Source organism: Pseudomonas sp. 21LCFQ02, from assembly GCF_024129895.2.
Taxonomy (GTDB): domain Bacteria; phylum Pseudomonadota; class Gammaproteobacteria; order Pseudomonadales; family Pseudomonadaceae; genus Aquipseudomonas.
Genome location: NZ_CM178749.1, coordinates 3,530,049 through 3,549,240 on the forward strand (window position 1 = coordinate 3,530,049; position 19,192 = coordinate 3,549,240).

Sequence of the window (19,192 nt, forward strand, 5' to 3'; positions counted from 1 at the left end):
CCTTGCGTACTGAGCAGCCCCGGCTGCTCTTTTGCTTTTTGAGATTGAGAGAACACTTCCCATGAAGGCAGTCGAGACCCGAATCCTGGAACTGCGTGCAGAGCTGGATCAGCACAACTACCGCTATCACGTGCTGGACGAGCCGAGCATCCCGGACGCCGAATACGACCGACTGTTTCATGAACTCAAGGCGCTGGAGGCCGACCACCCACATCTGGTGACCCCGGATTCGCCCACCCAGCGGGTCGGCAGTGCTGCCCTGAGCGCGTTCAGCCAGGTCCGTCATGAGCTGCCGATGCTCAGCCTGGGCAATGCCTTTGAAGAAACCGACCTGCTGGACTTCAACCGGCGGGTCGCCGAAGGGCTGGATTTGCCGGCCGGCGATCTGTTTGGTGGCGGCGCCAAGGTGCAGTACAGCTGCGAACCCAAGCTCGATGGTCTGGCGGTCAGCCTGCTGTACCGTGATGGTGCACTGGTGCGCGGCGCGACCCGTGGGGACGGCACGACCGGTGAAGACATCAGTGTCAACGTACGAACCATTCGCAACGTGCCGCTCAAGTTGCACGGCACGGGCTGGCCTGAGCTGCTTGAAGTGCGCGGTGAAGTGTTCATGTCCAAGGCCGGTTTCGAAAAACTCAATGCCAGCCAGGCAGAAGTGGGTGGCAAGACCTTTGCCAACCCGCGTAACGCGGCGGCTGGCAGCCTGCGGCAGCTGGATTCGAAGATCACTGCCAGTCGTCCGCTGGAGTTCTGCTGTTATGGGCTGGGCCAGGTCACTGCAGATATTTCCGACACGCATGTAGGTGTACTTGAGCAACTTAAAACCTGGGGGTTGCCGGTCAGCCGCGAATTGAAACTGGCTGATGGCGTTGAGCAATGTCTTGAGTACTACCGTGATATCGGTGAGCGGCGTTTAACCCTGCCCTATGAAATCGACGGCGTGGTATTCAAGGTCAATAACCTGGGTTATCAGCGTGAACTTGGCTTTCGTGCCCGTGAACCGCGCTGGGCCATTGCTCACAAATTCCCGGCCCTCGAAGAGCTGACCGAACTGCTGGATGTGGAATTTCAGGTCGGCCGCACCGGCGCAGTCACGCCTGTAGCACGCCTCAAGCCGGTCAAGGTGGCAGGGGTCACGGTGTCCAACGCCACGCTGCACAACATGGATGAAGTGGCCCGTCTGGGGGTGATGATTGGCGACACCGTGATTATCCGCCGGGCCGGTGACGTGATTCCGCAGGTGGTACAAGTGGTCACCGAGCGGCGCCCCGAGGACGCCCGGCCGGTCGCAGTGCCAGAAGCCTGCCCGGTGTGTGGCTCGCATGTCGAGCGCACCCAGCTGGTCAAGCGCAGCAAGGGCAAGGAAACCCTCAGTGAAGGCGCGGTGTATCGCTGTATTGGCCGTCTGGCCTGCGGTGCACAGCTCAAACAGGCCATCATCCATTACGTATCGCGCCGCGCCATGGATATCGACGGGCTGGGCGACAAGACCATCGAGCAACTGGTCGATGAAAAACTCATCGGCTCGCCAGCGGACCTGTACGCACTCAAGTACGAGCAGATCATCGACCTGGAAGGCTTTGCCGAGGTGTCGACCAACAAGCTGCTCAAGGCCATTGACGACAGCCGGCAGCCGCCGCTGGCCCGCTTTATCTACGCGTTGGGCATCCCGGATGTCGGTGAAGAGACCGCCAAGGTTCTGGCCCGCTCGCTGGGCGCGCTGGCGCGGGTCAGGCAGGCCTTGCCACAAGTGCTCACCTACCTGCCGGACATCGGCCTGGAAGTGGCCCACGAGATCCACAACTTCTTCGAAGACCAGCACAACCGCAACGTCATCGACGCCTTACTGGGCGAGCGGGGCCTGAAGCTGCAGGACGAAGGCGAACTGAGCGCGGACTTCGCCGCCAGTGCGACCCTGGGCAGCCTGCTCGACAAGCTGCACATCCCGTTTGTAGGGCCGGGCGGTGCGCAGAAGCTGGCCGAGCGTTTCGGCTCGCTGGACGGCGTGCTGCAGGCCGACTGGCTGGACATGCGCCAGGCTTTGCCAGAGAAACAGGCCAACTCGGTGCGTGAGTTCTTTGCCAATCAAGACAACGTTAAACGCGCCCAAGCCATCGAAGCCCAGCTCAAGGACTTCGGCATGCACTGGCAAAGCGAAAAGAAAGTGGCCGAAGGCTTGCCGCTGGCCGGTCAGACCTGGGTGCTGACCGGCACGCTGGAGCGCATGAGCCGCGATATCGCCAAAGACAAACTGGAAAGCCTCGGTGCCAAGGTCTCAGGCTCAGTGTCGGGCAAGACCCACACCGTCGTCGCTGGCCCCGGTGCCGGCTCCAAGCTGACCAAGGCCAATGAGCTGGGGGTCAAGGTGCTGGATGAAGATGCTTTCGTCGAGTTTCTGGCCGGGCAGGGCATCAGCGTCTGACGCTGCATGGTTTTTTGTGGCGCTCATGCTGCCTCTGAGGGAGCGAATGGGGCGCTGTATCGTTAAACCTGTTGTGGCAGTTGCCGCTAAACCAGGCAGCGAATAAACGGAACCCCTGTAAACACCCATGATCTAGTCATGCAGGCCTACAGGGGAATCCGCCATGTTCCAGTTCTTCGAGCAGTTGAGTTCGCGCATCGCCGCGCCGTTCATCGGTGAAACCCGGCGCAATAGCAAAGTCTGGCAGTGCCGTTGCGGCCAGTCGGTGTTTTTCCCCAATACCCAATGCCTGGCCTGCGAAGCCGCGCTTGGCTGGCTGCCGGAGCAGGGTCGGGTCGTGGCGCTGGAACCGGCCGGTGAGGCCGGTAGCTGGCGGGTTGCGGATGAGGCGGGCGAGGGTGTTTATCGGCGCTGCGCCAACCTGGCCACCCCGGCGGCCTGCAACTGGCTGCTGCCGGTGCATGATGCCGGTGACTTCTGTGTGGCCTGCAGCCTCAATCGCACCATCCCTGACATGAGCATCCCGGAAAATCATGAGCGCTGGCGCAAGGTCGAGACCGCCAAGCGGCGCTTGGTGGCGCAGCTGATCGGCCTGGGCCTGAAGGTCATCCCCAAGAGCGTGGATGAACAGCGCGGTCTGGCCTTCGACTTCATCGGCATCGACCTGGAGGGCCGCAAGCCCACCACTGGCCACGCCAACGGCTTGATCACGCTGGATATCAAAGAGGCCGACGACGCCCACCGCGAAGCGGTACGGGTGCAGATGCGCGAACCCTATCGGACCCTGCTCGGGCATTTTCGCCATGAAGTCGGCCACTACTACTGGGACCGGCTGATTGCCAATACTCACTGGCAAGCGCCGTTTCGCCAGTTGTTCGGCGACGAGCAAGCCAGCTACGCCGATGCGCTGGAGCGGCATTACCAGAATGGTGCACCTGCCGACTGGCAGGCCCGCTATGTCAGTGCCTACGCCACCATGCACCCCTGGGAAGACTGGGCCGAAACCTGGGCGCATTACCTGCACATGGTCGATGCGGTCGACACTGCACTGGGTTTTGGCATGAGCGCCCGTGACATGGAGCTGGACTACCAGCCATTCCCGCTCGACACCCTCTACCAGCCGCAGCACCCCGGCGGTCCTGCGTTCCTGGCCTTCGTCAACGCCTGGATCGAACTGGCCAGCATGCTTAACGAACTGTCGCGCAGCATGGGCCAACCGGACTTCTACCCCTTCGTCCTGACCCCGGCAGTGATCGCCAAGCTGCACTTTATCCACCTGGTGATCCAGGAGGCCGGCGGCAAGGCGGATGAGGTGGTGCAGGTCTGAAGAACTCGCAAGGGGCAGCGTCGAGCCTGGTAGGAGCGAGCTCGCTCGCGAAAAGGCCGGTTGGGGCAATGCATCTCCATCGTCTGAACCGCCGCCACCGCCAGCACCCAAGTGCTTGAACCCCTTAAAATTTTTAATCTCAATCAAAGGTTGTAACTTCGCGTCAGACCGGTACAATGGCGCGGCTCGCTGATGGCGAGCTGCGTTATGGTGACCCCACCGGTCCCCCCGCAACGATTACCCGTTAACCTGGTCAGGTCCGGAAGGAAGCAGCCATAGCGGGAACATTGTGTGCCGGGGTGTGGCTGGTGGGGTTGCCACCAATTACCTAAACCTTTAGAAATCAAAGGGTTAGGAATCTCCTAAACCGTGAGTGTGACAGTCCAGTGGTACACCTAAGTGGTGCGCTCCATCAGTGACTTTATCGAACCGGTTACATTTTTTCTAGTTCTCCATTTTCTGTCTCCTTAGCGTATCTCCAGTCGCCATCGTGTGCGGTTCACGGTCCTATTGGCGCCGACAAGCAACCCCTGCCGCTACGCGCCAGGAAGGACTGTTTATTGGGTACAACTACCCATTGGGCGCAAATCGAAACCTAGTCGACGTCGAATTACTCCGAACCGGCATCGCCTGAGCCCGCTTGACTCCCCTGGCGGGGGAAATGCCACGGGGTGTTGAACATGGACACGGCTCGTCTCAACAGGCTTGCTTGACATCTGTTCGCTTCTATTCTGCGATAGGCGCTAGCGGGTTCCCCTCATCCGTCAGCTCTCTGTCTGTTTTCAGCGTGGAGGGGAGCAAGAGAAAGTAAAAAGGGGCTTGGGAGGTTTGGCTCGCCAGAATCCATGTGCTGCCAACTTCACCCGCTCCCTCTGTGGGCATCCTATAGGATGCTGGGCCATGTTTGTCGCAAGTCTATTGCAGCACAGCAAGGCAGCCCAAGTGCAAAACGGGGCGCGCGGATATCGCGCTGAACCTGATCGACAGGCTCTACGATATCGTACGCGACCTGAAAGCTTTCAGTGACATCGAACGTATAACGGTCTTTGCGAACAACGCCTGCCGGTGCAGGCTCAGTTGAAAAGCGAGATTGGGAAGAGGTAGCCACCTGCCGCTCGATAACGCCGCTGAACCGGCGATGCGCCTTTCCGTGATCGGAAGAAGCAACAGGTGATTGGCGATACGCCCATGGGGCGACGGCCGGTTCTCAACTTTAGAGCACGGTCGAGATTGCCAAAGCCAACGGCCAAGACTTCTGTGCGTGGCTGCGACACGCATACGAGCGGCCTGCCAACGGCGACATCGGTTGAAGATTACAGGGCCTTCGTGCCGTGGAAGCGCTGACCCGCACCAACTAGTTGAGCGCGCTACGCATTTAACCTCGGTGGTGTTTCTGGAGTGCTTCACTGCCACTCGTCGTCCCGCGACATTACAAGCCTGAGCTAACAAGCGTTCAGTTATGAACGTCAGGTTGTCGATGACCTGGGTGGTATCGTCGTACGCAGCGGTGGTAATTACCGGACAGACACTGGCGCTATCTGGTGGCTGATTTTACGTAATTTTTATTGAGCGGGTTGCAAAAAAGATGCACCTAAACCTACGCCTATTAAAACGTGGCGTAATTATTTAGATGCATGTTTTTCTGTGAGGGCAGGAAGTAGTTATTCGGCCCGAAGTTGTGGCTGTTACAGGAGTGGAATACTATAGCCAATTATTAATCGGTTTTGGTCCTGGTCTGAGGTCGCGTTGCCTCTTAAGGACCCGTTACGCCAGCTGAATTTCAATCCTTTGAGGGTTCCAGTTTGCACTAGATAGTCCATCGTAATATCTCTTTCCCATTCGTCCTGGGCTTCACCACGAGTATTTTTTATGTGACTGCCAACAATGTACGCAACTCCAGCGGACAAGCCAGGTAGGCCCACAGATTTAAAGTTATAGTCATATTTAGCGAAGGTTGATTGCTCACCTGCTCGCGTAAAATTGGTGACCAAGCTGTCAGTCAAAATATAGTTGCTGGTGCCGCCGGCTCCTTCTCCTGTACCACCCTGGTTGGGCTGCACAAAATTACTATTGCCGGATACGCGCTGGTGTCCGAGCATCAGGCTATGCCCGTCTTGTTTGTAAGTAAATGCAGCGCTCCATGTATTATTATCGATCTCACCACTACTTCCATGGGTGTATCCACCCACACGGTAACCTTGGGCACGTCCTTGGGCCGAGGCATTGGCACCGTCTGACTCGGTATGAAAATAACGCAGATCGGTCGTTAGAGACCTGTCGCTACCCAGGGGCAAGGTATGCAGAAAGCCTGCAAAATGTTGCCCATAATAGTCTTCCATATTGGCGTAGTAATACTGCAACAGGAGGTTCGGAGTGGCTTTCCATTCTGCCCCTGCGAAACGGAATTTATTGCTTTGAGGCATAAGCCGGCCGGATGGGCCACCTACTGCAAAACCTGATTTGTTGGTTGAGCCACGCCCCACCATATGTTCCAGCTGCCCTGCGACGAGTGTAAGGTTATCGAACTCTTCTGAGGTGATCATGCCTCCAGAATAGGTCTGTGGGAGTACACGTCCGTCGTTGGTTTTGAGGATGGGCAGGATCGGTTGCAATGTATCGCCGTAGCGCAAGACAGTCTTTGATACGCGTAGCTTCGCCGTTGCTCCCGCACGGCTCCATTCGTGTCTGGCAGAACCATCGCTTTCATCCGGGATCATTGTACTTCCCGTGTGTTTTCCTTTTCCTCCATCCAGGCGCAATCCAAGCATACCGAGTGCATCGACTCCCACACCGACGGTCCCGTCGGTAAAACCGGAGCGGTAATTGATGATGGCACCTTGCCCCCATTCTGCTGTGCGCCCAGTTGCATTTCGCGTGTCATTATCGAAATAGAAATTTCGCAAATTAAGTGATGCTGAACTGTCTTTTACAAAGTCAGCCCATGACGAAGAGGACATGAGGAGTGTGCAGGCGAAAAGTGGCAGCGCAAAGCGTTGATTCATATTTCATCGTTCCGTTGGTTTGTCAGTTATCGTTCTATGTTGAACTTTATTTCTGAGGTGCACGAAACTTAAAAACAATAAAGTTCCGAGCTTTTGACTGATTGACGGACAATGCCAAAAAACGGCAGTGCCTATCAAAAGGCGAGCGAGACCGATGCAGCGATAGATATCGCCAGTCAAATAGTAAAATTAATGCAAAGTTTAAAAGTCGCTCAAGCAACTAATGCCAGTATTGTGAGTAATGGGTGTCGACTCTTGCCTTTGGTCGGGCTGTTATAGTTATCAGAAAAATCAAGCTCTCGGAACATCCAGGATTCGTCGGATTCCCTCCAGAGCAAGAATATAGGAGTCAACACCAAAGCCGCAGACGTAGGCCCGTGAAACTTCCGCAGTCGCGGACTTGGTACCCCGTCCAGCAGAGTTTCGGATATGGACCTCAATATAAGGAAGTGTGCTGTCGCGGATGCAGTCTCGTAATGCGAAACCAGAATAGACAAAGCCCGCCGGGTTCATGATCAGGCCATCAACCCCTGAGTCGACAGCTTCATAGATCCGAGCTATCGCTTCACCTTCCACGTGGGTATAAAAGATCTCAATATCGTAGTCGATTTTTTCCGCATATTCATAAAGTAATTGGTCAAGTTCAGCAGCTGTCGTTCGGCCATAAAGTTCGGGTGACCGCTTTCCCAGACGTGACATGTTGGCGCCTTGTACCACCAAGATCTTTCTTCTGCTCATGTATTCTTCACTCTCTAGATGTGTTTGTTAAATAGCATGGAAATCGTAGTTAAGAGTTGGTATGTGTATGGTGTTAATTAGTCGCCTACGAAAACTACTTCTCGTTTTGACCGGATGTGTGGCAGTGCCACCAGCACGAACAACCCAATTGCTAACGCGAGAAAGCTTAGGCTGATAGGGCGCTGGACAAATACCGTCCAATCACCTCTCGACAGCAGTAACGCTCTTCGTAAATTCTCCTCCATCAATGGGCCAAGAATATAGCCGATGACCAAGGGAGCAGGTTCGAAACCGAGCTTTATAAACAAGTACCCAATCGCTGCAAACGCGGCAACTACGTAGATATCGAACGTAGAGTTACTTACGCCGTAGGCACCTATGCAGCAGAGCAATAACACGCCCAGATACAGTAATCGGTAAGGAATACGTAGAAGGGACACCCAGATCCCAATCATCGGGAGGTTGATAATTACCAGCATGAGGTTACCTATCCACATGCTAGCGATAAGTCCCCAAAATAGACCAGGTTGAGCCGTCATTACCTGAGGACCCGGAGTAATGCCATGGATCATCATTGCCCCGGCCATCAGCGCGATTAGAGCATTTGATGGAATGCCTAAAGTCAGCAACGGGATAAATGAGGTCTGTGCGCCCGCATTATTGGCACTTTCCGGTGCAGCCACGCCTTCAATTGCCCCATTGCCAAAGCGCTCTGGCGATTTGGAAATGCGCTTTTCAACCATATACGCGGCGAAGGACGAGAGCAGGGCGCCCCCACCTGGGAGGATGCCTAGAATGCTCCCGATTGTTGTCCCGCGCAGGATTGGACCTACAGATTGCCCAAGCTCCTTGCGTGAGGGCATAAGCCGACCAATCTGAGAGACGGATGCTTGCTCGCCGGGTTTCTTCTCAAGATTGGTAATGATTTCGCCAATCCCGAAAAGCCCCATCGCAACGCCAACAAAGTCGATACCGTCCATCAACTCAAGTACACCAAAGTCAAAACGAGGTATGCCTGAGTTGACATCCATCCCGACCAGCCCTAACAAAAGGCCGAGTAACACCATCCCTACAGCTTTCAGGGCAGAGCCTCGCGCCAGGACAATCGAGGAAACGATGCCGAAGACCATCAGTGCAGTGTAATCCGCAGGGCGAAACTGCATGGCGAGGCTGGTCAGCGAAGGTGAAAATAGAGCGATTAGCAGAGTGGCAACCGTGCCCGCAAAAAAAGAACCGATAGCGGCGATGGCCAAGGCAGATCCTGCACGTCCTTTGCGTGCCATTTTGTAGCCGTCAATGCAGGTGACTACTGATGAGGACTCGCCCGGCAGATTCAATAGAATCGCTGTGGTGGAGCCGCCGTATTGGGCGCCGTAGTAAATGCCAGCGAGCATTACAAGTGCCGTGACAGGGTCTACGTAATACGTCATCGGCAGCAACATCGCGATAGTCGCAAGTGGCCCTATGCCAGGTAGTACTCCGACCAACGTTCCCAGTAACGCTCCAAAAAAACAGAAGAGAAGGTTGATTGGCGTGCCAGCCACTTGAAACCCAAGAGTCAAATTATCAAGTAGCCCGCTCATAGTGGAAAAATCCTGATGGGGAGTCCAAGACCGATGATGAACAACGCGGCAGCGGCTGCTGTCAGACTGATGTAGACAAGCAACACTTCACGAACGCGTGGCTCATAACCACCTAGAGAGCCAATCGAGATAAGCAGGAATGTCGCAACGGCCAAACCTGCACGGTCGATGCTCAAACCAAAGGCGACCATGGCAAGGACCACAAAGCCCACACTGCGTAGGTGGATCCGTTCGATCAGCAGATCGCCTGCCACGAGACTTTTAGTGATCAGCAGCAGGCCAACGATCAATATTCCGAGTGATAGCCCCATCGGGAAATATCCGGGCCCCATCTCGCTCGCAGTGCCGATATGATAATCACGCCCAAAGAACAATCCTGCTGCGCCAACACTGCCAAGCAACAAGCCTGAAACAAAATCTTGTTGTTTGAAGATACGAACTAAGTTCATCTCAGTACCTCAGTGAATCAAAAACATACGACTGACTACCTTACGGCGAAGTCAGAAGTCCGGCGGTGCTTTCAAATTGTTTGTATTCGGCCGCAAGAAACTTTGCATAGTCTTCGGGAGAACCGCCTACGGCGACTTGCCCATTCATAGTCAAACGCTCACGTACATCAGGAAGGCTCAGTACTGTGGCCAGTTCCTTTGCGATCTTCTCGGTGATAGCAGAGGGGGTTCCCTTGGGTGCAACCACGCCATAGGACGCATTGATTTCAACATCGCTAACGCCGTATTCCGCAAGGCTGGGAACCTCGGGCAGTAATGCAAAGCGCTCTTTCGAGACGGTGGCAATCGGCTGCAACTGGTCCTCCTTGATATAAGTCATCGTTCCACCTGGATCGAGGATGACAAGTGGTACTTCATCAGCGAGCAAGGCTGTAACAGCGGGGCCAGCACCGCTGTATGGGATAAAGACCATATCTAAGCCCAGTCTTTTCTTCAGAAGCTCACCTGCCAGATTGCCCGCGCCGCCTTGACCGGTACCGCCATAGCTAAGTTTTTCCCGCGTTTTCTTAGCAAGCGCGACAAGTTCTGGAAGGGTTTTAACCTTGAGCTTGGGATTGGCGACAACCAGCATAGGAGCCTTTGCCAGTAACGCGACGGCATCAAATGCCGTCAGCGGATCGAAAGGGCGCTTGGGTGCCTGGACAACACCCAGAGAGATACTCGCTGTCATCAGTACCAGTGTGTAACCGTCAGGCTTCGCGTGTGCACCTACCGTCGCTCCAAGAAGCCCACCTGCGCCAGGACGGTTTTCCACTACGACTGGTTGGTCCCATTTTTCGGAAAGCTTCTGCGCAATAACACGTCCGAGAACATCAGCGCCCCCTCCTGGTGGGAAAGGCACGATCAAGGAAACGGGCCGCGAAGGATAGGTCTCCGCGAATGCCGAAATTGAGGTTAATAATAAGGCTCCTGTTGTGCAGAGCAGAGAGCGCCACAGTTTATTCATTGGATCAGCACCTGTAATAATTCCAAATTTGGCATGAAGGGTTAATCTGGGCTCGTACGACCTGGCGGTGCTCAAAGGCAGCGTCAGGTGACCGTGTTATAAGCGCCGTGCAAGGGAGCGTATTACTTGTCGATACCATTGGCGGAAGGGACGAAGGGCTCAACGCTAGACGCGTTGTACTGCCAAAGAGTGGTGTGTACTCGACGTGTAATTCGCCAATACCCGTCGACTTTTTCAAGTTCATCCCGATAGCGGACTCCTCGTACCAGTACATGCCCATCTTCGGTTGGCTTGGCGAAGCACAACTGGGCAGAGCCGAAAACATCCGCAGTGGCGCGGTTTCCTTCAATGGAAATGAAAGGACTTGCTGTGAGATGGAGGGTGGCTTCAAAGCGCCCCATAAGACGCACTAGCGTTGAGGCGATTTCGCTTGCACCATTGAAGACAATCTTTCGGCCTTGACCGGTATTTGCCTCGTAGTAAGCCTCGTTGGAAAAGCATGAGTGCAGAGCGTTTTCATCACGGGCATCAAGACCAAAAAAATAACGCTCCAGAACTGAGCGTATTTCGGCGCGAGCTATCACCAGACGTAGCGATTCATGTTCGTGCGGGGTCAATGGCGCTCCGGTTTTGGGTTCGTTCACAAGCGTCTCCTGGGCGAGCCCGAGTCAGGCGCAGGCACAAAATTTCCTGGCGCTGCGCATGAAATGGGTTCGTCATCGTTTCGTACGGTACGGAGCTGAAAACTCGCCGTATAAGGTTGGCTGATACCAAGCGCATCAAGCCTGATGTGGATGGCCGGTTGCCCTGCTACAGAAGAGCGAGCTTGTAGCTGACGATTAATTTGGTTTCGTCGGTGTCGCGTGCGCCGGGAAAGGCCGTTCTGAAGCTACCGTTGCGCCAGATCAGACTCAGGCCTTTAAGGGGCTGCTGCTGAAATGCATATTCCAGTGAAGTTCCGCGATACCATTCGTGGCTGCTGCCGCTACTGGTAGCGATGTGGTCACCTTTGAGATATTCCGCTGCGAACTTAAGCCCTGGAATACCGACCGCCGCGAAGTCATATCCATAATTTGCAAAAACGGTTCGCTCGCCTGCGTGCTGGAACGTGTTCAAGCTACGGTCCGTCGCCAAATAGGCACGTACGCCATCACCCATGGTAAGGAACGGAGCATCACTGCTACCTGTGAGACGCTGATAACCAAGGCCGATGGAGTGACCCGCAAGTGAGTAGGTAAACGCTGCACTCCACGCCCGATTATCGATTTCCCCTTCATTACCATAGCCATTGCCGACATAACCTTCGGCCCTGCCGGCTCGGCTGGCGTTTTTGCCTGTGGAGTCACTGAGAAATCCCCGGAGGTCCGTTTTTAGCGAGCCTACTGGAAGTGCGTGAATATCGGTGAGGCCGAAAAAGTGCTGTACGTAAAAATCTTCGAGCTTGCCGTAGTAGTACTGCGCAACGAGATTTTTAGAGATCGCATAGTCGCCCCCAGCGAACACAAAGCTGTTCACAAAGCGGCCCGTTGTGGCGTTATTCGCCCCCAGAATCGACAACCCCTGATTGTCCGTCGAGTTGCGACCCTTGGCCTGGGTTAGCTTGCCCGCCGTGAGAGTTAATCCATCTATTTCCCGGCTGGTGACCTGGCCGCCAAGGTAGGTCTGGGGAACCATGCGGCCATCGTTGTAAGTCACCACTGGCAATGTAGGTAGCAGGGTGCCGACACGAACCTCTGTCTTGCTGACTCGCGCTTTTAGAGTGGGGCCCAGGCTGGAAAACTCGTCCACCGCCCGGCCATCCTTGTCGGTTGGGAATACCTGGCCACCGCGATTGCTACTGGTGGGGTTGTAATGAGTACCTTTGCCCGAGTCCAGTCGTAGCCCAAGAAGGCCAATAGCATCAATTCCGAACCCGACAGGGCCTTCGGTGTAGCCGGAGCGATAGTTGAGGATGAAGCCTTGGCCCCATTCGGACTGACGAGAAGGGTTGGCTACACCGCTGCGATTGTCGCGATCAATATAGAAATTACGCAGCTCCAAGTCGGCCTTGCTGTCGTCGATGAAACCTGCGGCGCTGATTGCGGTGTGCATGCCTAATGCACTCAGACCGACACATACAACGCTAGAAAATCGCTTGCTCAATGGAACGCTCCACAACTGGTTAAAGGGCTGACCGGAGCGTTCCGTTGTCGAATCGGCTGAAAAGGTCGATACCCTCAAGGGGCAGGACGGGACTCTAAATAAAATTAACTTTTTTCAAAAGAATTGATTTGTTATTAAGTTATGCGTTTTTTGCTGAGCGATGGAGGCTGGTATTCCGGCATAATGCGTTCTGAGAAATTCTTTGACCGTACCTAGCCACGAACCGAGCTGATCGATGAGCAAGACGACTATTTCTTCCATGGGCGTAATCGAAACCGTTTACCAGCAGCTGCGCGTCCGCCTGGTGACCGGCCAGCTACGTCCTGGATTACGATTAAAAATCAGCCTGATAGCCGATGATATTCAGGTGAGTACGGGGGTAGTGCGCGAGGCATTGACGCGTCTGAGCGCAGAAAACCTGGTCATTGCTACTCCACAGCGTGGTTTCAGTGTGGCTCCTATGTCTGCCGCTGAATTGATGGATATCACGCGAACCCGGATTGACATTGAAGGGCTTTGCATTCGGCGCTCTCTGATCGCCGGGGACATAGAGTGGGAGTCTGCTGTCGTGGGTGCCTATCACCGACTGATGCACACGCCTGCACGCGACGGTCATCGCCAAGCCTTGCCTTCAGCGGCTTGGTACAGTGCACACAATCACTTTCACGACACCATCGTCTCGGCCTGCGATAGTCCGTGGTTGCTGAAGCTTCGCGAACAGCTGCATGTTCAGGGTGAACGCTATAGGCTGATCTCTGCCTCGATGATTCATCACGACGAGCGGGATCTGGACCATGAGCATGAGCAATTGCTCAACGCGGTCACCAGCCGTGATGCGGACCTGACCGTTAACCTGATAGGTAGTCATTTTTTCTCGACTGCTCAAGGTCTGCTGGAGCGAGGCGCCGAGTTGTGGCTGGACAATCAGGCATAAATCCCGGCATTCCTGGATTCGCCTTTGCTGCATTGATTCTGGCGACAGTGATCGCCGTGTTTGATTTGAGCATGATCAATCTTGCTCTCCCGCTAATCGCTGCCGATCTCCAGGTGCCTGTGGCGGATGCGCTGTGGCTGAGTAAAACCAACCTTCTTGCATGCGCTTTCTGTATTTTGCCCTGTGCTGCGCTGGGTGATGTGCTTGGCCATCGACGCATGCTGGGCGTGGGACTAGGTGTGACCCTCGCGACAACCTTGGGCTGCGCCTTCGCGAATGAACTAGAGCAGTTGATTGTGCTCCGTACACTTCAGGGTGTCGGTAGCGCAGCCATTATGTGCAGCTCATTGGTGCTGATCAGGGTTGTTTGCCCTGATACATCACTCGGCAAAGCGATGGGACTCAATGCAATGTTCGTGGCCGTCACAACGACTGCCAGTCCCGTGTTGAGCGGACTGTTGCTTGAGCTGTTGAGCTGGCGATGGCTGTTTGTGCTACCGGTGCCACTAGGTTTGGTGGCATTGGCACTGGCGCGAGCAGTACTACCCGTCGCTCAGATACCCCACAAACGTTTCGACAGCCTTGGCGCACTATTGCTGATGGGTGGATTGCTCATGTCGCTGCTGGCATCTGGTGAGCATGCTTACGCTGGGATTGGGGTGGCAGGTGCAATGATCATGATTGGGCTCTTCGTCCTCCGACAGACGCGTTGCAGTTCACCACTATTACCTATGTCGGTATTGCGTAACGTACGTTTTAACACCGCACTGCTTTCCTCCAGTGTGGCATTCATCGGCCAGAGTGCTGTTTTCGTCAGTATCCCCTTATTGTTACAACGCAGCCTGGATTATGGACCTTTAGGTGCCGCTTTCGTTTTTCTGGCATGGCCGCTGACAACAGCTCTGGTTGCGCCTTTTGCTGGGCGGTTGGCAGACAGTCACGACCCGCGCCGGGTTACTCAGGTTGGGCTGTTGTTGCTGACTGTAGGTTTTGCGGCGCTGGCATGGCTGCCCATCGCTCCCTCTGGCTGGGAGGTCGCATGGAGAATGGCTTTATGCGGATTTGGTTTTGGGCTGTTTCAGTCCCCGAACAATCGCGAGATCATGGGTAATGTGATCTCTGTCCACGCAGCACGTGGCGCCGCATTGTTATGCCTCGCACGTATCTGCGGACAGGCTCTCGGGGCGATAGTAGTCGGGATTGGTCTAGGACAAGTAGGGGCTAGCGTTGATCCGCATGGTGATGCGGTAAGGCTGGTAGTTAGCAAGGTTTTCTGGGGATTGGTCGCTCTGCAATTGTTGTCAATTACCTTTGCAACGCATGCACGCTCCCGATGGGCATAATCATCGGATGCTTGGGCCAGGTGATGCCAAGTACGGGATCGGGCTTTGGCAGTATTACCAAGGCCCGTCAGTCGTTGCTTTGGCAGAGAGGACTTACTGTTCTGTGACGTGAGCTAGCTCATGGTACTGGCGATTGAAGTAGACGAGTCCATTTGCTTGCTCAGCGATTGTTACTCCAGTCACTTCGCAAATCATGATGTCGTGAGTGCCCACTTCCGTGACCTGGCTGACAATGCAATCAAAGCAGACGCTAGCATCTTCTAGTCTAGGCAATCCGGAAGACGTTTGTAGCCAGTTGGTCGCATTGAAACGCTCCTGCATCTGGATCTTTCCACCAAAGAGGTTGGACAGGTCTTGATGCCCGGCTCTGAGCACATTTACGCAAAGCACGCCGTTTTTCTTAAAGACCTCATGGACCGATGCCGCTCTGTTAAGGCAGACCAATAAGCTGGGTGGACTGTCGGTCACGCTGCAAACGGCAGATGCTGTGAAACCTGCGCGGCCACCAGGGCCATCAGTGGTCACAATGGAGACTGCGGAGCTTAAGCGCGCCATCGCGTCGCGAAAGACCACTTTTTCAAGTACAGGCGAGCAAGCAGAGGTAATGCAGGTAGAAGCGTTAGGCGTTGTCATGAGCTATTTCTAAAGTGAGTGACGAACTGCATCGAGGCTGATTATGTGAACGTAGCATGTGTTGATCTGTAATCTGCGAGCCATTCCCGTGCACAGGTGATCGGAGTCAGCGGATACTTACTCCGCATGCCGCTCCAGACGGTGCACCACCTACGCTAGGTTTGTGATGTCATGGACTTATGGCTCGTAGCAGGTACTTTCAACTTTCCCCGTTCTGATATGAGTTTCAACGGGTTTCGCTCGCTCTTCCCCCATCGACCGGGAGGCAGCTTCCAGTGATATGAGCGGCGGAAGGCGAGAGTAAAAATGCAACTGCCTGAGCCACGTCTTCTGGCGTTCCCGGACCACCAAGAGCAGAGCGGGCGTTGGCAACTCCCTTCGCCATAAGATCCAGGCGTGGAGAGGCGATCGGCCCAGGAGCAATAGCATTAACCCGGATACCGTATGAGCCGTACTGAGTGGCCAGCCCTTGGGTCAGGAGGTTCAGTGCAGCATTGGCACATGCACCGGGTAAATGCTGTGGCGGGGGAACGGTGCCCCCACGACCACTGATCATTACGATGCTGCCGCTTCGCTGTTCGATCATCGCCGGCAAAACAGCTCGGGCCGGCCGGATAGAACCCAACAACTTGGTATCCAGTACTGCAATCCAGTCTTCATCCTTTAACGCAAGAAAATCGCCAAAGCCAGGAATTGTCGTACAGGTTACTAATCCGTCAATCCGCTTGTGAGTTTTCAGGATACTGTCAAAAGCAGACCTGACGCTGTCGGGATCCGTGACATCAACGTTCACCCGGTGCAACTGATCACGTTCTTCGGGCAATGTATCAAGGTTACGCCCTGAGACGATAACTTGCGCACCGGTCGCAGCCAGTACCTCAGCAATGGCACGCCCCAAAGCGCCTCCGGCGCCGGTGATCCAAAACACTCGTTGTAGCGACTCAGTCATTTTCACTCCAAACACAATCAAGCCTTGGCAGCTCGGTGAGACGTTCAAGCCTGCTTAACACGCCTGAGAAGGCTTCATCAGATGCACCGCCTGCGGCTGCGCACTCTAGGGCCTTCGCTTGCCATTGTTCGTGAGTCAGGGGAGCGGTTGGCGAACCGGGTAGGTCATTGCAGGCATGGTTCAAAAGACGCCCATCTTTCAACTGCACTGTCACACTGGCCGGTGACAGTTCATGAATGTTGTCGAGGTCGACCTGTAGGTGGATGACTGGCAGGCAATTACCTATCACTGGGTCCAGCACGGCCTCAGGTGACAGATGCGGCAAGCTCATAGGCCCACGTACTAACGTCGAGGCCAACTGGTAGCGCAAATTGAATTGCGCGATCACTTGCAGATCTCCGGACGGCTCAAATTCACCGCCGACCAAGCGATGCATGAAAGGCGAAATAGTCGCGGTTAATTTCACGACATCCGTAGACTTAAACCCATCTGCCACTTGTAACTCCCATAAGGCATGCACTGCCGCATGGCTGCATGCGCAGATCGGATAACGCTTTATAAGTGTTTCGAGCACTTGCCAATCTTGCCCCCAGCCTTCGAGGATTAGAGAGTCATCGCCATCTTGGTAAAGGTTACGCATACCAAACTTGCCTTCCAGCGCGAAAACCGGCGCAGTTGCACCGGCTTGGGCTAGCAGCGCAGCGAATACTCCATCGCGAGCGGCCAGAGCCGGCTGTAGACGTTTAGCTAGCGTGTTCTCCAGGTTCGCCTGCTGGCTGCCTGCCGCTTGAGCGGCTGCCAATCCCAAAGCGTGCGTCATCTGAACTTCATCGAGCCCTAACATCAGTCCGCTGGCAATCGCAGCGCCCATACCGCCATAGATCGATGTCCCCGACCAGCCTTTAGAGGGCTTGGTGCTGCCTCGTGACAGGCGACTAACCACTTCACTGGCAATCATATGCGCAGCGACCATCTCGCGGGGCTGCCGCTGACAATGTTCGGCCATTGCCCAGGCAGCTGGTAGGCACACCAGGTCTGCATGCACTGCGGCGTTAAGGCTGTCAAAGTCCAACGCGCCGGCATTCAGGGTATTGATGAATGTCGCATCGACCGGAGGACGTGACTCACCAATGTCCCCAAACCAGATCCGACTGAGCCCAGACGATGAGCCTGTTACAGCACTCATCGCAATGCCACTCGGTTCAGCGCGCCCAGCCGCAGCCGCGATCAATGTGTCAGCGATCAAAACACGTGACTTATCGATCACCGCCGCTGGCAGATCGTCATAACGTAGACCACAAACAGCCTTGGCCACATGCTGCGTTACAGAGTTATCGGACATGCCGATTTACCGGGCGCGCCAGCCCCAAGTGCTCGCGCAAAGTGCTGCCGCTATACTGGCGCCTGAACAGCCCTCTGCGCTGCAACTCAGGGACCACCAGATCGGTGAAATCACGAAGGCCCACTGGTAGGTGCCCTGGCATGATATTGAATCCGTCGGCACCACCTTCTTCCAACCATTGCTGCATGACGTCTGCAACCTGCGTTGGCGTACCAATCACAGTGAGATGGCCGCGCGCTCCCACTACTCGCTGGTAAAGCTGTCTGATGGTGAGGTTGTCCCGACGAGCCATCTCGATCAGCAACTGACGACGGCTTTTCGGACCATTGGCTTCGGGTAGATCGGGTAGCGGGCCGTCAAGGTCGTAACCACTGAGGTCCACCTCTCCCAAGGTAGTCGCCAGAGTGGCCAAGCCTACTTTGGGCAATACCAGTTCCTGAAGGGCGTCAAACTTCGCCTGAGCTTCGGCTTCGGTGGCAGCTACCACCGGCAACAATCCCGGCATGATCAACAATTGGGCTGGGTCACGACCCGCCTCTCGTGCCAAGCGTTTCATGTCGCTATAAAAGCGCTGAGCCCCTTCAAGATTTTGTTGCGCCGTGAAGATCACATCAGCAGTGCTGGCTCCAAGCTGCTTACCCGTATCCGACGAGCCTGCCTGTACCAGGACTGGATATCCCTGAGGCGGCCGCGCCTGGGTAAGAGGTCCTTTGACAACAAAATTCTCACCGTGATGGTCGAGCACATGCAGCTTTGCGGGATCAAAAAATTGCCCAGCTTGTTTATCATCAAGGAAGGCATCGTCTTCCCACGTATCCCATAGGCCTTTAACAACCTCCAGGAACTCCGCAGCACGGGCGTACCGATCCCCATGCACCGCATGTTCAGTGCGACTGAAATTCAACGCTTCCGCTTCATTATTGGATGTCACCAGATTCCAGCCTGCCCGGCCTTGGCTGATGTGGTCCAGTGAAGCGAAACTTCGAGCGAGGGTGTATGGCTCGTTGTATGTCGTAGTCGCGGTGCCGATCAAACCGATGCGTTCGGTGACCATGGCCAGCGCCGAAAGGGCAGTCAATGGATCCCAATGAATGGCTCTAGCGCTGTGTTGAAACGCATCGACATCGTTTGCCCCACGCATGGCATAAGAGTCCTGGATAAACACAAGGTCAAAGCAGGCAGCTTCGGCCAGTTGTGCCAGTTCGATCTGGTGCCGGAAATCCCGCGCAGCGTTCGCAGCAGATGAAGGTTCGCGCCAGCCAGCAATGTGATGACCGGTTTCCTGAAGAAATAACCCCAGACGCAATTGACCTGACATGCTC

At 55.1% G+C, this 19,192-nt stretch carries 15 protein-coding genes and 1 other RNA gene; 5 read left to right on the top strand and 11 right to left on the bottom strand.

From position 1 onward, the window contains the following. Positions 1-61 precede the first annotated feature (61 nt). The 3 genes from ligA (at position 62) to ffs (ending at position 4,063) form a co-directional block, all read left to right on the top strand. On the top strand, positions 62-2,422 hold the full coding sequence (ligA, locus tag NJC40_RS15840) for an NAD-dependent DNA ligase LigA (protein WP_253140194.1): 2,361 nt from the start codon (positions 62-64) through the stop codon (positions 2,420-2,422). A gap of 163 nt (positions 2,423-2,585) precedes the next feature. Continuing rightward, complete coding sequence (locus NJC40_RS15845; RefSeq protein ID WP_253110073.1) at positions 2,586-3,749, top strand: zinc-binding metallopeptidase family protein; 1,164 nt, start codon at positions 2,586-2,588, stop codon at positions 3,747-3,749. 217 nt (positions 3,750-3,966) lie between these two features. Next, positions 3,967-4,063: signal recognition particle sRNA small type (gene ffs, locus NJC40_RS15850), an RNA gene on the top strand. 1,371 nt (positions 4,064-5,434) lie between these two features. Here ffs and NJC40_RS15855 read toward each other — a convergent pair. From NJC40_RS15855 to NJC40_RS15885, 7 genes are all read right to left on the bottom strand, one after another. Further along, positions 5,435-6,751, bottom strand: a complete 1,317-nt coding sequence (locus NJC40_RS15855) for an OprD family porin (RefSeq protein ID WP_253140195.1) — start codon at positions 6,749-6,751, stop codon at positions 5,435-5,437. 291 nt (positions 6,752-7,042) lie between these two features. Continuing rightward, positions 7,043-7,489: a type II 3-dehydroquinate dehydratase gene (locus NJC40_RS15860; protein ID WP_253140196.1), complete on the bottom strand. Its 447-nt coding sequence runs from the start codon at positions 7,487-7,489 to the stop codon at positions 7,043-7,045. A gap of 77 nt (positions 7,490-7,566) precedes the next feature. Then, complete coding sequence (locus NJC40_RS15865; protein WP_253140197.1) at positions 7,567-9,072, bottom strand: tripartite tricarboxylate transporter permease; 1,506 nt, start codon at positions 9,070-9,072, stop codon at positions 7,567-7,569. Beyond that, complete coding sequence (locus NJC40_RS15870; RefSeq protein WP_253140198.1) at positions 9,069-9,521, bottom strand: tripartite tricarboxylate transporter TctB family protein; 453 nt, start codon at positions 9,519-9,521, stop codon at positions 9,069-9,071. The genes NJC40_RS15865 and NJC40_RS15870 overlap by 4 nt, the downstream gene beginning before the upstream one ends. Positions 9,522-9,561: 40 nt before the next feature. Beyond that, positions 9,562-10,527: a Bug family tripartite tricarboxylate transporter substrate binding protein gene (locus NJC40_RS15875; protein WP_253140199.1), complete on the bottom strand. Its 966-nt coding sequence runs from the start codon at positions 10,525-10,527 to the stop codon at positions 9,562-9,564. Positions 10,528-10,649: 122 nt separating this feature from the next. Then, positions 10,650-11,171 (bottom strand): nuclear transport factor 2 family protein, encoded by a 522-nt coding sequence (locus tag NJC40_RS15880; RefSeq protein ID WP_253140200.1) that lies wholly within the window; start codon positions 11,169-11,171, stop codon positions 10,650-10,652. A gap of 166 nt (positions 11,172-11,337) precedes the next feature. Beyond that, positions 11,338-12,618, bottom strand: coding sequence for an OprD family porin (locus NJC40_RS15885; RefSeq protein ID WP_253140201.1), 1,281 nt, complete (start codon positions 12,616-12,618; stop codon positions 11,338-11,340). A 286-nt stretch (positions 12,619-12,904) separates the two neighbouring features. On the opposite strand from NJC40_RS15885, the gene NJC40_RS15890 reads away from it, so the two are divergent. Continuing rightward, a complete protein-coding gene (locus NJC40_RS15890; RefSeq protein ID WP_253140202.1) occupies positions 12,905-13,603 on the top strand; it encodes a GntR family transcriptional regulator in 699 nt (232 codons plus the stop codon). After that, the gene (locus tag NJC40_RS15895) at positions 13,582-14,946 is read left to right on the top strand and encodes an MFS transporter (RefSeq protein WP_253140203.1); all 1,365 of its coding nucleotides are present in this window, start codon (positions 13,582-13,584) and stop codon (positions 14,944-14,946) included. Before NJC40_RS15890 ends, NJC40_RS15895 begins: the two co-directional genes overlap by 22 nt. A 93-nt stretch (positions 14,947-15,039) precedes the next feature. On the opposite strand, the gene NJC40_RS15900 is transcribed toward NJC40_RS15895, so the two are convergent. The 4 genes from NJC40_RS15900 to NJC40_RS15915 form a co-directional block, all read right to left on the bottom strand. After that, the gene (locus NJC40_RS15900; protein WP_253140204.1) at positions 15,040-15,579 is read right to left on the bottom strand and encodes a flavin reductase; all 540 of its coding nucleotides are present in this window, start codon (positions 15,577-15,579) and stop codon (positions 15,040-15,042) included. 226 nt (positions 15,580-15,805) lie between these two features. Further along, a complete protein-coding gene (locus NJC40_RS15905; RefSeq protein WP_253140205.1) occupies positions 15,806-16,528 on the bottom strand; it encodes an SDR family NAD(P)-dependent oxidoreductase in 723 nt (240 codons plus the stop codon). Continuing rightward, positions 16,521-17,870, bottom strand: coding sequence for an MmgE/PrpD family protein (locus NJC40_RS15910; protein WP_253140206.1), 1,350 nt, complete (start codon positions 17,868-17,870; stop codon positions 16,521-16,523). The genes NJC40_RS15905 and NJC40_RS15910 overlap by 8 nt, the downstream gene beginning before the upstream one ends. Then, positions 17,860-19,188: an LLM class flavin-dependent oxidoreductase gene (locus tag NJC40_RS15915; RefSeq protein WP_253140207.1), complete on the bottom strand. Its 1,329-nt coding sequence runs from the start codon at positions 19,186-19,188 to the stop codon at positions 17,860-17,862. Before NJC40_RS15915 ends, NJC40_RS15910 begins: the two co-directional genes overlap by 11 nt. Positions 19,189-19,192: the final 4 nt, after the last annotated feature.